The 13,862-nt window shown below is 72.9% G+C and carries 13 protein-coding genes; 7 read left to right on the top strand and 6 right to left on the bottom strand.

Features of this window, described 5'->3' with window-relative positions:
• Positions 1 to 3 precede the first annotated feature (3 nt).
• The 3 genes from tpiA to KIK05_RS32045 all read left to right on the top strand — a co-directional run bounded on the left by tpiA (position 4) and on the right by KIK05_RS32045 (position 1,581).
• Positions 4 to 795 carry a triose-phosphate isomerase gene (tpiA, locus tag KIK05_RS32055; protein ID WP_214414573.1) on the top strand — a complete coding sequence of 264 codons (792 nt, stop codon included), beginning with the start codon at positions 4 to 6 and terminating at the stop codon, positions 793 to 795.
• Between the two features lie 130 nt (positions 796 to 925).
• A complete protein-coding gene (secG, locus tag KIK05_RS32050) occupies positions 926 to 1,159 on the top strand; it encodes a preprotein translocase subunit SecG (protein WP_214414572.1) in 234 nt (77 codons plus the stop codon).
• 77 nt (positions 1,160 to 1,236) lie between these two features.
• The gene (locus KIK05_RS32045) at positions 1,237 to 1,581 is read left to right on the top strand and encodes an RNA polymerase-binding protein RbpA (RefSeq protein ID WP_214414571.1); all 345 of its coding nucleotides are present in this window, start codon (positions 1,237 to 1,239) and stop codon (positions 1,579 to 1,581) included.
• A 63-nt stretch (positions 1,582 to 1,644) separates the two neighbouring features.
• Here KIK05_RS32045 and KIK05_RS32040 read toward each other — a convergent pair whose 3' ends face one another.
• A complete protein-coding gene (locus KIK05_RS32040) occupies positions 1,645 to 3,294 on the bottom strand; it encodes an amidohydrolase (protein WP_214414570.1) in 1,650 nt (549 codons plus the stop codon).
• A gap of 294 nt (positions 3,295 to 3,588) precedes the next feature.
• On the opposite strand from KIK05_RS32040, the gene KIK05_RS32035 reads away from it, so the two are divergent.
• On the top strand, positions 3,589 to 4,620 hold the full coding sequence (locus KIK05_RS32035; RefSeq protein ID WP_214414569.1) for a GNAT family N-acetyltransferase: 1,032 nt from the start codon (positions 3,589 to 3,591) through the stop codon (positions 4,618 to 4,620).
• A 182-nt stretch (positions 4,621 to 4,802) separates the two neighbouring features.
• On the opposite strand, the gene KIK05_RS32030 is transcribed toward KIK05_RS32035, so the two are convergent.
• The 3 genes from KIK05_RS32030 to KIK05_RS32020 form a co-directional block, all read right to left on the bottom strand.
• A complete protein-coding gene (locus tag KIK05_RS32030) occupies positions 4,803 to 5,453 on the bottom strand; it encodes an HAD family hydrolase (RefSeq protein ID WP_214414568.1) in 651 nt (216 codons plus the stop codon).
• 183 nt (positions 5,454 to 5,636) lie between these two features.
• A complete protein-coding gene (locus KIK05_RS32025; protein WP_214414567.1) occupies positions 5,637 to 6,449 on the bottom strand; it encodes a ribbon-helix-helix domain-containing protein in 813 nt (270 codons plus the stop codon).
• A gap of 115 nt (positions 6,450 to 6,564) precedes the next feature.
• Positions 6,565 to 7,071: a hypothetical protein gene (locus KIK05_RS32020; RefSeq protein ID WP_214414566.1), complete on the bottom strand. Its 507-nt coding sequence runs from the start codon at positions 7,069 to 7,071 to the stop codon at positions 6,565 to 6,567.
• Between the two features lie 155 nt (positions 7,072 to 7,226).
• Here KIK05_RS32020 and KIK05_RS32015 point away from each other — a divergent pair, with 155 nt between their 5' ends.
• Together KIK05_RS32015 and KIK05_RS32010 are read left to right on the top strand one after the other, a co-directional pair.
• On the top strand, positions 7,227 to 10,034 hold the full coding sequence (locus KIK05_RS32015) for a LuxR C-terminal-related transcriptional regulator (protein WP_214414565.1): 2,808 nt from the start codon (positions 7,227 to 7,229) through the stop codon (positions 10,032 to 10,034).
• A 139-nt stretch (positions 10,035 to 10,173) separates the two neighbouring features.
• Positions 10,174 to 11,076, top strand: coding sequence for an alpha/beta hydrolase family protein (locus KIK05_RS32010; RefSeq protein WP_372455625.1), 903 nt, complete (start codon positions 10,174 to 10,176; stop codon positions 11,074 to 11,076).
• A gap of 231 nt (positions 11,077 to 11,307) precedes the next feature.
• On the opposite strand, the gene KIK05_RS32005 is transcribed toward KIK05_RS32010, so the two are convergent.
• Complete coding sequence (locus KIK05_RS32005; protein WP_214414564.1) at positions 11,308 to 11,724, bottom strand: SgcJ/EcaC family oxidoreductase; 417 nt, start codon at positions 11,722 to 11,724, stop codon at positions 11,308 to 11,310.
• 214 nt (positions 11,725 to 11,938) lie between these two features.
• On the opposite strand from KIK05_RS32005, the gene KIK05_RS32000 reads away from it, so the two are divergent.
• Entirely contained in the window at positions 11,939 to 12,961 is a 1,023-nt protein-coding gene (locus tag KIK05_RS32000) for a sigma-70 family RNA polymerase sigma factor (RefSeq protein ID WP_214414563.1), read from the top strand.
• Here KIK05_RS32000 and KIK05_RS31995 read toward each other — a convergent pair.
• Positions 12,915 to 13,793, bottom strand: coding sequence for an NAD(P)-dependent oxidoreductase (locus KIK05_RS31995; RefSeq protein WP_214414562.1), 879 nt, complete (start codon positions 13,791 to 13,793; stop codon positions 12,915 to 12,917). The two genes, KIK05_RS32000 and KIK05_RS31995, sit on opposite strands and share 47 nt — an antisense overlap.
• Positions 13,794 to 13,862: the final 69 nt, after the last annotated feature.

The following is a 13,862-nucleotide window of genomic DNA, read 5'->3' as shown; positions in this document are numbered from 1 at the left end:
CCCATGAGCACCGCCGCCGCCCGCAAGCCGCTCATGGCCGGCAACTGGAAGATGAACCTCAATCACCTCGAGGCCATCGCACACGTCCAGAAGCTGGCGTTCACGCTGACCGACAAGGACTTCGACCGCACCGAGGTAGCGGTGCTGCCGCCGTTCACCGATCTGCGCAGCGTGCAGACCCTGGTCGACGGCGACAAGCTGCGCATCGAGTACGGCGCGCAGGACCTGTCGATGCACGACAGCGGGCCCTACACCGGTGAGGTGTCGGGGTCGATGCTGGCGAAGCTGGGCTGCACCTTCGTGCTGGCGGGGCACTCCGAGCGCCGCCAGCACCACGGCGAGGACGACCAGGTCGTCAACGCCAAGGTGCAGGCGGCCTACCGGCACTCGCTCACGCCGATCCTGTGCGTGGGCGAGGGCCTTCCGGTGCGCCAGGCCGGTGGCCACGTCGCCTACACCGTCTCGCAGCTCGACGCGGCGCTGAACGACGTGAAGACCGACCAGGCGAAGTCGCTGGTCGTCGCCTACGAGCCGGTCTGGGCGATCGGCACCGGCGAGGTGGCCACACCCGAGGACGCCCAGGAGGTGTGCGAGGCCCTGCGGGCACGACTCGCCGAGCTGTACGACGCCGAGGTGGCCACCACCGTGCGTATCCTTTACGGTGGGTCGGTCAAGTCCGACAACGTCGCGGGTATCATGGCCCAGCCTGATGTCGACGGAGCCCTGGTCGGTGGCGCGAGCCTTGAGCCGGCCGAGTTCGTTAAGATCTGTCGTTTTAGCGAAATGTCGGGCTAGCTGTGTTGTTTGGGAGGTACGAGTTGACATCACGACGTACCCTCAAAGAGAAACTTTGAATCGTCACCCCGGCGATTGCCGGGCACGTCAGGTCGCGCTCCGGCGCGCGTAACCAGGGAACAGGTCCACGGTGATTATCGGCATCTCCATCGCCCTCATCCTGTCGAGCATGCTCATGGTGCTGCTCGTGCTGCTTCACAAGGGCAAGGGTGGCGGCCTCTCCGATCTCTTCGGTGGCGGCTTCACGTCGTCGTTCGGCGGGTCCTCGGTGGTGGAGCGCAACCTCGACCGGCTCACGATCATCACCGGCTCGGTCTGGTTCATCTGCATCATCGCGCTCGGCCTGCTGCTGAAGCCGGCGTAGCCGCCCTTTACGGGCAGGGCCTGACAGAGATTCTTTTCCCCGCCGCGCTGCGGGGCGATCAAGCGAGGAGTTCATCCGTGGGTAGTGGCAACGCGATCCGTGGTAGCCGTGTCGGTGCCGGTCCGATGGGAGAGGCCGAGCGTGGCGAGGCGGCCCCTCGGGTACGGGTCTCGTTCTGGTGCGCCAACATGCACGAGACGCGTCCGAGTTTCGCCAGTGACGCCGCCGTCCCGGAATACTGGGACTGCCCCCGTTGCGGTCTGCCCGCCGGTCAGGACGAGTCGGCCCCGCCCGCGCCTCCGCGCAACGAGCCGTACAAGACCCACCTCGCCTACGTCAAGGAACGGCGCAGCGACTCCGACGGCGCCGCGATCCTCGCCGAGGCGCTGGAGCGGCTGCGCAACAACCGCTCGCCCTGGTAGGTCTCCCGCACCAGGTTCCCGCTGAGAAGGCTCCCGCGGATCGCCGCGGGGGCCTTCGCCCGTTCAGGCGCGCCGGGCGTACACCACCTCGCCGCCGAGGAAGGTCATGTCCACCCGGGTGGTCCAGATCTCCCCGGGCGGCAGGGCGAAGGGGTCGCGGTCGAGGACGACCAGGTCGGCCCGGTTGCCCTCGGCGATGACGCCGGCCTCGTCGTCGTGGTTGATCCACGCCGATCCGGCGGTGTACGCGGCCATGATCGTGGCCAGGTCGATGCTCTGCCCGGGCAGGAACGGCGTCTGGGCCGTCGGGTAGCCCGCGTGCACCGACCCGCCGGGTTCGGTGCGGTTCACGGCCACGTGCATGGCCTGCAGCGGGTCGGCCGAGGACACCGGCCAGTCGCTGCCCGCGCACAGGTGGGCCCCGGTGCGCACCAGGTCGGCGAAGGGGTACTGCCAGGAGGACCGCTCCTCGCCCAGGTAGGGGATGCACAGCTCGTCCATCTGCAGGTGGTGGGTCGCCCACAGCGCCTGGAGGTTGGCGGTGACGCCCAGGCGGGCGAACCTCGGCACGTCCGAGGGCTCGACGATCTGCAGGTGCGCGATGTGGTGCCGGTTGGCCGGCCGGGTGCCCTCCAGCGCGTCCAGGGCCTCGCGTACGGCCCGCTCGCCGATGGCGTGGAAGTGCACCTGGAAGCCCAGCCGGTCGAGCTCGGCGACGTAGCCCTTCAGCAGGGCCGGGTCGACGTACGACAGGCCGCGCTGGTCGGGGCCGCAGTTGCAGTAGGGCTCGATGACGGCGGCGGTGAAGTTCTCGGCGATGCCGTCCTGCATGATCTTCACCGACCCGGCGGTGAACAGGCCCTGCGCCCTGGCGCGGCGCTCGACCATCTCCTCGATCTGGTCGGCGCCCCTGGTGCGGTCCCACCACAGGGCCCCGACGACGCGGGCGCGCAGCCGCCCGGAGGCCGCGGCCGACACGTACGCCGGGAAGTGGTCGTCGGAGCCCGCGTACGAGCCGACGATGGCGTCCTGCCAGCCGGTGACGCCGAGGCCGAACAGGTAGTCCTGGGCGTCCAGGAGCGCGGCTTCGACGTCGCCGGCGGTCGGCCGGGGCGGGAGCAGGCCCACCAGGTCCATGGCCCCCTCGTGCAGGACGCCGCTCGGCGTGCCGTCGGCGTCGCGCTCGATGCGGCCGTCGGCGGGGTCGGGGGTGTCCTTGCCGATCCCGGCCAGCTCCAGCGCGCGGGTGTTCACCCAGGCCGCGTGGTGGTCGCGCTGGATGAGGTACACCGGGCGGTCGACGAAGTCGATCTGCGTGCGGTGGGGGAGCCCGCCGGGGAAGGCGGCCATGTCCCAGCCGCCGCCCTCGATCCACTTCCGGTCGGGGTGGGCCTCGGCGTACCGCGCGATCGTGTCGACGTACGCCGCGAGCCCGAACACCTCCGAAAGCTCGCATTTCTGCCGTTCGAGCCCGGCCTGGACGGGGTGGATGTGGGCGTCGGTGAACCCGGGCGTCAGCAGCCTGCCGCCGAGGTCGATGGTCTCGTGTCCGGGACGTGCGAGCCGTACGACGTCGGCCTCGGCGCCGACGGCGGCGATCCGGCCGTCGCGGACCAGCACCGCCTCGGCGAAGACGGGTCCGGGGTGTGAAGCGGCGCCGGCGCGTGCCGAGGCGGTGAACACGCGCCCGCCGCGGAAGAGCAGATCGGTCATCGAGAACGCGGGCCCGCCGGGCGCTCGGCCGGTCCGGGCCCTCTCCTCCTGCCTGTGAATCGTTGCGGTGGTGGCGCCGTACGGTCGGTGTCGTCCGGCTGCCAGGTGCAACATCCTGCTATATCCGTCACGTTCCCGCAGCCCGGCGACGGAAAGCATCGCTGATCGATGACACCTCGCATGGAAAGCGGCGTTCAACCGCGAACGGTGTAAACGAAACCCCGGGCTCATGGCGGTGTAGCAGTGCCGTAACACTCCGGCTGCATCCTGATGTCCCGACACCAGGGGGTTTTGATGGCATTTTTGCGGATTCGTACCACTGTCGACGAGCGCCCGGGCCGGCTGGCCTCCCTCGCCGCCGCGCTCGCGGCCAAGGGCGGCAACATCCTCGGGCTGAGCGTCCAGCCCGACACCGACGGCACCGTGGACGAGTTCGTCGCGGACATCCCGGCGTCGGCCGAGACCGTGCGGGAGGCCCTGGAGGCCGCGGGCGGCCGGCGCGTCCAGGTCGTACCCGCCACCGCCCACGAGCTCACCGACGAGCCGACCCGCGCGCTGCTGCTCGCCGCCCGGCTGCGGGCCACCCCCTGGCGGCTGCCGGAGGTGCTCGCCGACCTGATGCGCGCCGACGACGCCCGCTGGGTGTACGGCGTCGACCTCTCCTCGGAACTGCCCGACCCCACGTTGCTGACCGTGCCCGTGGCCCCGCGCCGGGCGATCCGGCTGCGCAGGATCGGCCTGCCGTTCACGCTGACCGAGGCCGCGCGGGCCGCGGCCCTCGTGCGGCTCGCCCAGCCCCCGGCCGAGGCTGCCCCCACGGAACGGCCGGTGGTGCTGAACGACGGCGCCGAGGTGCAGGTGCGGCCCCTCACGCCTCTGTACCGGGAGGCCGTGCGGGACCTGCACGACCGCTGCTCCCCGGACTCGCGCAGGTTCCGCTACTTCACCTCCATGCCGGCGCTGCCGCCGCGCATGTTCGACCGGCTGTGCGACCGCGACCGGGGGCACTCGATCGTCGCGGGCCACGACGGCCAGGTGGTCGCGATGGCGAACCTCATCTTCACGCAGGACCCGGGCATCGCCGAGATGGCGTTCCTGGTCGAGGACCGCTGGCAGGGGCGCGGCCTCGGCGGCGCGCTGGCGCGCATGCTGCTGCGGCAGGCCTGCGACCTGGGCTTCGCCGAGGTGAGGGCGTCCCTGCTGTCGGACAACGTGCGCATGCGGCGCCTGCTGACCTCGCTCGGCGCCACGCTGTCGTACACCGACGACCCGGGTGTGCTCGAGGCGCGCATCGCCGCCGGCGCCGCGCTGCCCGCCCTCCACTGACCTCCGGCGACCGGCCCGCGGTGATCCGCGATCGCTCGGGGACCGCGGATCACCACGGCCGGTCAGCCGGGACTGATGATCGTTCGCCCTATGAATGCCTTGGAAAGACGCCGCGATTCCCGAGGAGGAGCGGCTTCGGAAATCAGGTGGGATCGATTCGGAGCGCACGTCGCATGGGCCCGTCACCGGGTGAGGAGGAACGCGACGGCCTCCGCGGCACCGGGAACCGTACGGTCGGGCTTCGGGGTCCTGCCGGGCCAGGAGCGGCCGCGGTCGATCCACACCGTGCTGAGGCCCGCCGCGCGGCCGCCGGCGATGTCGGCCGCCGGGTCGTCGCCGACCATCCACCCGCCGCTCGCCAGGCTCACCCCGCAGCGCTCGGCGGCGATCTCGAACAGCCGCCTGTCCGGCTTGCGGGCGCCCTCGGCTCCGGAGATCGCCCAGGCGTCGACGTACCCGGCCACACCGCTTCGGGTGATGGTGGTGAGCTGGACGTCGGCGAAGCCGTTGGTCACCACGCCGATCGTCCAGCCCGCCTGCCGTAACGCGGCCAGGCCCTCCAGGGCGCCCTGGCAGGCGGGGACGAGGGTGGGCTGGCGCCTGCGGTATCGCGCCCACAGCTCCTCCGCCGGCTCGCGCAGGCCGAAACGCTCCCGGAGGCGCGTGAAGAGCGCCTGCTTCGGCACGTGACCGTCGCCGTCGGCCTCGACGATCCAGTCGACGTGACCGGCGTCGATGCCGTGGTCCGCGCAGAACTCCTCGGCCCAGCGGCGAAGGCCCGCCGTACGGTCGACCAGGGTGTTGTCCAGGTCGAAAAGCGCCAGTCTCCGCACAGCCGCCCCCCGTCGACCGGGCCCCGGCCGCCCGCCGGGCCCACTCGGGGAGGAGCCGGCTGATCAGCGGGCCGGCGGCCCGGGCCTCCATGTCCGTGGGGTCCAGCCTGACCCCTGGGGCGGCCGGTTGTACACCTCCGGGAGCGGGTCGATGGGGTCGCGGACCCTCGTCCCGCCGGGCGTTCAGGCGCTGAGGGGGAAGTCCCTGCGCTTGATCTTGGCGCGGCGGCCGTCGGGGTGGTGGAAGACGATGCCCTCGGCCGGGCGTCCGGGGGAGAACCGGCTCTCCAGCTCCATCAGGAAGTCTCGCAGCCCGGCATAGGTGCGCGGCACGTCCTGGTAGGCCGGGACGTGCAGGTTGAAGGGCACGCACAGGTGCTCCTCGAGCCCGAGGGGGTTGCCCTGGATGCGGGGACCGAGGGCCTCGCAGGGGTGCTCGCCGTCGGGCCAGCCGGTCACGTCGGTGTTGCGGGCCGCGGCGAGGATCCACTTGTCCTCCGCCGAGGAGTCGTCGGTGTCGACGTACCACCCGTCGACGATGCCCTGCCCCTTCTGGGCCTTGGTGGGGTTGCGGCGCTTCTCCACCCGCACCAGCAGGCCGGAGCGGGTGGTGAGCCGGATGTTGGTGCCGTCGAGCTTCTCCGTCGGGGTCCCCTCGCCGTCGAACACCCACGCGCACTCGGCCCGGGGGCGGTCGACCACGTGGAAGCGGTCGTCCCGCTCGAACAGCGTGGGGATCTTCTCCATGATCTGCGTTCCCTTCCTGACGTGTCCGATCAGCTCCTCGGGCGCGATCACCCCGCCGGCGAGGCCTCCGGCCAGGGCGCGGACCAGGTCGGCGACGGAGACGCCGGCCTCCACGGCGACGCGTTTGAGCGCCTTCTTCTCCTCCTCGGAGATCCAGGCGACCAGCCGCGACCAGCCCTCGGGGGGAGTCCATCGGGCGAGGGCCTCGGGATTCTTGCGGGGACGCCCTCTTCCCGGTCTCTCAGGCATGCCAGGACCGTAGATCCGATTTTCTGTTGTGTCAATTGGCATAACAGAAAATGGCGCCGGCCGTCCTTGAAGCGGGGTGGCTTCGGGGCGGCCGGTCGCCGGTGTGGTCAGCCGGTCACGGCCAGGGGTTGGGGACGACGGCGACGGAGAAGCGGTACTCGTAGTCACCGGACTTGGCCCAGGTCAGGTCCCATCTCCTTCCCTCGAAGGCGGTGATGTCGACCGAGCCCAGCTTGTCGTCGCCGATGGTGTCCTCCTCCCACAGTTCCAGCCTGAGCTGCTGCCCCGCAGAGGCGGTGAGATTGGCCCAGTTGATGTTCTGGTCTCCCGCGGCACGGATGTTGCTGCCGGGCGGGCACTCGGCCCTGCTGGAGTCGAAGACGATGCAGTCGTTGCGCGCGGTACTGATGCCGGGGTACTGGCTCGGCCAGACGAGATTGTTCGACCGGAGCAGGTAGAGCTCGTCGTGGCCGGACTCCGAGATGTCGGCGGCGAACAGGCTGACGATGCGGACGAGCAGTTCACCGGAGCGACGGTGGGCGCTCGCCGGCGCGGCCTGGGCCAGCGGCAGTACGGCGAGGACAGCGGTGACAAGGGCGATGCGACGCCATAAGTTCCTCATGTCGCAGAGCGTGGCCTGCACGACTTGTGGATCACTTGGGACGCGGTTGTCGTTCTTCGACTGGTGTATCGGGGAAATCACCGGTTTTCCGTGATTTATCGGGAAGTATCGGTTGGGTGCGGTACGTCGGTTCGTCCGCGCGTAACACTGGCGTCATGGTCTCGACCCCCGGGGGCGGCCCCGCCCCGCTGCGCGGCCGGGACGAGGAGACGGCCGCCCTGCGCCGGTTGATCGACGGAGCCCGGCGCGGCGCAGGTGGTTCGGTTCTCGTCGTCGGCGGCCTGGGAACGGGCAAGACGGCGCTGCTCGACACCGCCGCCTCCCACGCCGCGCGGCCGGCCGCCCCCGAGCCGGAAGCGGCCCCCCGCGAGGCCATGACGGTCGCGACGGGTGTGCCGGAGCCCGCGCCCGTCGTGCTCGGGGTTCGCGGGGCCCGCAGCGAGACGCACCTGGACTGCGCCGGGCTCCACGCGCTGCTGCGGCCGCTGGCGGACCTGGCGCCGTCCCTGCCCGCCGCCCACGCCCGCGTGCTCGGCGAGGCACTGGAGGTGGGCACGTCCGGCGGCGGGCTGGCGCTGCCGGCGGCCGTGATGGGGCTTCTGCTGGCCGTCGGAGGCCCGGTCGTGGTCCGCGCGGACGACGTGCAATGGCTCGACACGCCGAGCAGGGAGGCGCTGTTCTTCGTGGCCCGCCGCGCGCAGGGCACACCGATCGCGCTCCTCCTCGCGGCGGACGCCGACGGCGTCGCGCCCCCCGACATCCCTCGCCTGCCGCTGCGTCCCCTCGGCGAGGCGGCGTCCCGCCAGGTCGTCGACGACCTCGCCCCCGCCGGGCTGCCCGAGGACGTCCGGGCCGCGCTGGCCCGGGTGTCGCGGGGGAATCCGCTCGCTCTGGCCGAGCTGACCGGCTCGCTCACCCCGGAGCAGGTGAACGGCCGGGACGAGCCGCCCGAGATCCCGCCGCGCGACGGACGGTTGTGGCGGGCCCACACCGACCGGCTCTCCCGGCTTCCCCGCGCGACCGCCGACCTGGTCCTGCTGATCGCCGCCGATCCGGCCCTGGACGTGACCACGCTGGTCAAGGCCGTCTCGGAAGGCGCGCTCACCGTGCTGGAACCGGCCGAGCGGGAGGGGATCGTCGTCCAGCGCGACGACGGCCGCTACGACTTCCCCGAGCCGATGATGCGGCAGGTGATCTACGCCGCCGCGTCCCCGGCCCGCAGGCGCTCGGCGCACCGCCTGCTCGCCGTCGTCCTGGACGAGGAGCACCGGCGCCTGCGCCGGGCCTGGCACCGGGCGGCGGCCCTCGACGGCCCTCCCGAGTCGCTGGCGGACGACCTGGTCCGTCTGCTGCCCCCGGCCGCCGGCGGCGGGGGCTTCCCCGAGCCCCACCGCGCGCTGGAACGGGCCGCCGAGCTGACCGCGTACCCGGACGCGAAGGCGGCGCGTCTGTCCGCGGCGGCCTGGCACGCCTGGCGGGCCGGGCTCGCGCCACGCGCCCGCCGGCTGCTCGCCCGGGTGGACGCCCCCGCGCTCGGCCTGGAGGCGCGGGGACGGGCGGAACTGGTCCGCGGCAGCCTGGAGCTGCGCAGCGGGCAGACCGGCAGCGCCTGCGACCGCCTGCTCGCGGCGGCCGAGTGGCTGCTCGACCGGGACCGCGAGCAGGCCGTGCGGGCGCTGGCCCGTGCGGGGGAGGCGAGCTACCTGGCCGGGGACAACCGGCGCTTCCTCGCCATCGCCCGGCGGGCGGCGTCGCTCGGGCGGGCGGACGACTCCGCCCCGACGCGGATCGCGCTGGAGTACCTCGCGGGCATGGCGGCGACGTTCCGCGGGCGGCACCGGGAGGCGGCCGGCTCGCTCAGGCGCGTGGTGGATCTGGCGTCCTCGGTGGACAGCGCGACGATGCTCGTCTGGGCCGGGGTGGCCAGCCTGCTGCTCGGGGACGGCGCCGGCGCGCTGCGGCTGTCGTCCCGGGGCGTGGAGTACGCGCGGGCCCGCGGCGCGGTGGCGAGCATGCCGCAGATGCTGGAGGTCCCGATCCAGGCCGAGCTGTGGATGGGGCGCTACGGCGCGGTCGCCGCCGGCGCCCTGGAAGGACTCAGACTGGCCCGGGAGACCGGCGCGATGACCGGCGTCGCCCAGCACCTCGGGTGGCTCGCCCTCACCTCGGCCGTGGAGGGCGACGAGGAGAGCTGCAGGATCAGGGCGGCGAGCGCCGTCGAACTCGCCGGAGCCCACGGCCTGGCCGTGGCGGAGGCGCTGGGCACCCTGGCCCTGGCCCACCTCGACGTCGCCGCCAACCGGCACGCCGACGCCGTGAACCGGCTGCGGGCGGTCGCCAGGACCGGCGACCCCCTCGTCGTCCGCGTCATGGCGACCCCGCTGCTCGTCGAGAGCGCCGCGCGCACCGGAGACGTCGAACGGGCGCGGGCCGCGCTGGTGATGCTGGACCGGTGGGCGGAGAGCACCGGCGACCCCGACCGCCTCGCTCTCGCTGCCCGCTGCCACGCGCTGCTCGCCGAGCCCCGGGACGCCGAGGAGCGCTTCCGGGAGGCGTTCGAGCTGCACCGGAAGGGAAGCTGCGCGTTCGAGGCGGCCCGCACCCAGCTGCTCCTCGGCGGCGTCCTGCGCCGCAGCCGGCGGCCGGGCGCCGCCCGCGAACACCTGCACGGGGCGCTGGAGACGTTCGAGCGGTACGGCGCGCGCCTGTGGGTGGAGCACGCCCGCCGCGAGCTGCGCGCGGCCGGCGAGGCGGTCCCGCCGTCCGTGACCCGCTCCGGGGCGGCCGGGCTGCTCACCGCGCAGCAGCTCCAGATCGCCCGGCTCGTCGCGGACGGCGCGACCAACCGGGAGGTGGCGGCCCGGCTGTTCCTCAGCCCCCGGACGGTCGAGCACCACCTCAGGAACATCTTCACCAGGCTCGGTGTCCGCTCACGCGTCGAGCTGGTGCGCGTGCTCTCGTGAGCGCGGCAGGTGATTCCACCGATGCGCCCAGGGTCCTGACGCCGGACAGTGACGGCTGTCAACCTCTCGCCGGGAACCCTCCGGCCGTGCCGGACCGCCGGCCCGTGTGGTTCCCGCTCACCCCCAGGGAGCGTGTCACTTGCCTTCACACCCCCCTTCCTCTCCCCGGCGCGTGCTCCTCGGCACGCTCGCGAAACTGTGGCTCGCGCTGGCGGTCGTCCTGGCGGGCGTCGCCGCCGCGCCCGCCGCGCATGCCGCCGCCAACCCCTACGAGCGCGGCCCCGACCCGACCGACGCGATCCTGGAGGCGGCCCGCGGCCCGTTCGAGACCTCCCGGACGGAGGTGCCCGCGCTCTCGGTGACCGGGTTCGGCGGCGGCACCATCTACTACCCGGCCACGACGAGCGCCGGCACCTTCGGCGGCGTCGCCGTCGCCCCCGGCTACACCGCCGACAGGACCAGCCTGGCGTGGCTCGCCGAGCGGCTGGCCTCCCACGGGTTCGTCGTCTTCAACATCGACACCCTCACCCGGCTCGACCAGCCGGACAGCCGGGGCCGCCAGTTGCTGGCCGCGCTCGACTACCTCACCCAGCGCAGCTCGGTCCGCGGGCGGCTCGACGCGGGCAGGCTCGGTGTGATGGGGCACTCGATGGGCGGCGGCGGCACCCTTGAGGCCGCCAGGGACCGCCCGTCGCTGCAGGCGGCCGTGCCGCTGACCCCGTGGGACCTCACCAAGATCTGGTCGGGCGTGCGGGTGCCCACCATGATCGTCGGCGCGGAGGCGGACACCATCGCCCCGGTCGCCTCACACGCCGAGCCGTTCTACCAGAGCCTGCCCTCCTCGCCGGGCAAGGCGTACCTGGAGCTCAACAACGCCACCCACTTCGCGCCGAACGTGCCGGACACCACCATCGGCAAGTACGTCGTGGCCTGGATGAAGCGGTTCGTCGACGACGACACCCGCTACACCAGGTTCCTGTGCCCCGGGCCGAGCGGCGGCCTGACCGTCGAGGAGTACCGGAGCACCTGCCCGTTCTCCTGACCGGCCTCGCCGCCAGATGACGACGGCGGCCGCCCGCGGGCGGCCGCCGTTCCGGGCTACTCGGAGGAGGGGTTCCACTGGACCGGCCGCGACCGGCTGGAGTTCGCGCGGCTGCTGCTGAAGTACGTGGACGCCGTCGAAGGGCTGCGCGACCGCGGCCGCTGACCCGGGCCTCCCGCCCGCGACCATGCCGGCCGGCGGGCAGGCGGATCCCAGGGTGACCCTGCCGGCTCAGGCGGTCTCCGCCGGGCAGTTGTGGTAGGCGGCGAGGAGCCAGCGTCCCTCCCGCCTGGTGAGAACCCAGGTCGCGATCACCCAGCGGGCGGCCGGGACCTCGGTCTCGCCGGCCATGAGCACGCCGCTCCTGCTGACCACCACGGCCGCGTCCTCGCCGGGGAACCTGACGCCGCGCACCTCGTCCAGGACCCTCGACCCTTTGAGCGGGCCGGCGAAGGCCGCCGCCATACGGGCCCTGATCTCCTCCTTGCCCGCCCGGTAGGAGCCGGGGAGGATCGAGGTCGCGTCGTCGGTGAAGTGCGCGACGAAGGCGTCGGCGTCGTTGTCCGCCCAGGCGGTGTACACGCCGTGCAGGACCTCTCGCACGGCCCTGTCGTCGGTGCCGGTCAGGGTGGTGGTGTCACCGTTCATGATGGTGCCTCTCGCTCTCGGGTACGGCCGGCGGCGCCGGCCGCTCGTCGTTCGCCGGTACATACCGGCCCGCCCGGCCGCACTCATCGCCCGGTCGTAGGTGAATCCTGAAGTCGCCGGCCGGAATTCCGCGCGGCCGATGACTTCCGGCGCCGCGTACGGTATGTACGACCGCGGCCGTTGCGGCCGCGCTCGGGGTGGACGAAGGGGAACGATGGCCGTCAGGAGCGACGAGGAGTTCACGCGGCGGACCGGCCCCTTCCGGGGCGAGCTGCTGGCCCACTGCTACCGGATGCTCGGCTCGGTGCACGACGCCGAAGACCTGCTCCAGGAGACTCTGCTGCGGGCGTGGCGCGCCTACGACCGGTTCGACGAGAGCCGTGCCTCCCTGCGCACGTGGCTGTACCGCATCGCCACCAACGCCTGCCTGAACGCCCTGGAGAGCCGCGGCCGCAGGCCCCTGCCGTCGGCGATCGTCCCCGCGGGCGACGACCCGAGGGAACCCCTGGTGCACGGAGGGGAGGTGGCGTGGCTGCAGCCGTTCCCCGACGCGATGCTCGGCTCCGCGGGGGATCCGGCGGCCGTGCTCGCCGCACGGGGCAGCATGCGGCTGGCGTTCATCGCCGCCGTACAGCTGCTGCCGCCCCGGCAGCGCGCCGTGCTGATCCTGCGGGACGTGCTCGAATGGCCGGCGGCCGACGTCGCCGCGGCTCTGGGGACGACGCCCGCCGCCGTGAACAGCGCCCTGCAGCGGGCGCGGGGGCGCCTGGGGGAGGCGGCCCCGGCCGAGGACCGCATCGGGGAGCCCTCCGATCGGCAGGCCCGTGAGCTGGTCGAGCGCTACGTGACGGCGTTCCAGAACGCCGACCTCGCCGCGCTCGAACGGCTGCTGACCGAGGACGCGGTCCTGGAGATGCCGCCGTTCCTGAACTGGTACGCCGGCCGGACGGCGTACCTGGGGTTCATCGCCCGCGTCTTCGCCCTGCGCGGCACCCGCTGGCGCATGCTGCCCGTCGCGGCGAACGGCCAGCCCGCCGTGGCCGCGTACGCGCTGGGGGAGGACGGGGCATACCACCTGCACACCCTCCAGGTGTTCACCGTCACCGGCCGGGGCGTCAGCCGCAACACCGTCTTCCAGGACACGCCGGTGTTCACGGCCTTCGCCCTCCCCGAGACCCTGTCCGCCGCCGTCAGGCCCGAGGCGACGGCTTCCGGAAGACCTCGATCAGGCTGGTGAAGCTGTCGGCGGCGTGCCCCTCGGCCATGCCCCGGCGGAAGACGTCCAGGACCGCCGCCGGCAGCGCGGGGTCGACCCCGGCGTCCTCGGTGGTGTGCAGGACGTGCTCCACGCTCGCCACCCCCATGGCCAGCCGGTCGACGTCGCCGTCGTGCCGTCCGGCGTCGATGCGCGGGGCGTAGAACCGCAGGAATCCCGGGATGGACTCCATGGCGGCGGCGGCGTAGGGCAAGTGCTCCTCGGCCGGGATCCCGTGGGCGTCGGCCAGCGCGAGGGCGTGCAGGTAGCTGAGCATGGTCGTCCAGAACATGTCCATCTGGATCTGGTAGTACAGCGGCGCGAGCCCCGGGTCGGCCCCCCGGTAGTCGGTGCCGGTCAGCACGCTCAGCGTGGCCTGATGGGCCTCGAACACCTCCTTCGGGCCGCTGTAGAAGGTGGACGACTCCGCCGTGCCGATTCCCGACGGCGGCACCTGCACCCCGCCGCTGAGGAACCGCGCGCCGCGCTCGGCCGCCCACGCCGCCGCCTCGCGCGCCTTCCGGGGGGTGTCGGAGCTGAGGTTCACCAGCACCCGCCCGCCGAGGGCCTGCTCGGCCGGTTCGAGGATCGCGTACATGGCGTCGTAGTCGGTCAGGCTCAGCACGACCAGCTCGTTGACGGCCAGCGCCTCGGCGACCGTGGCCGCCCGTACGGCCCCCCGGGCCACCAGCGCGTCCGCCCTGGCAGGGGTCCGGTTCCAGACCGTGACCGGGTGGCCGGCGTCGAGGAAGGCCTGTGTCATCGCCTGTCCCATGGGGCCGAGGCCGATGACGGTTACGGACTGCTTGCTCATCGAGATCTCCTCTAAAACGAACGTTCTACTCAGGACGAGGACAGTAGCACGACTAAAGCGAACGTTCTA

Source organism: Sphaerisporangium fuscum (assembly GCF_018531465.1).
Classification (GTDB): Bacteria; Actinomycetota; Actinomycetes; order Streptosporangiales; family Streptosporangiaceae; genus Sphaerisporangium; species Sphaerisporangium fuscum.
Note: the sequence above shows the minus strand (reverse complement) of the source record. Positions and strands in the feature narration are given on the sequence as shown.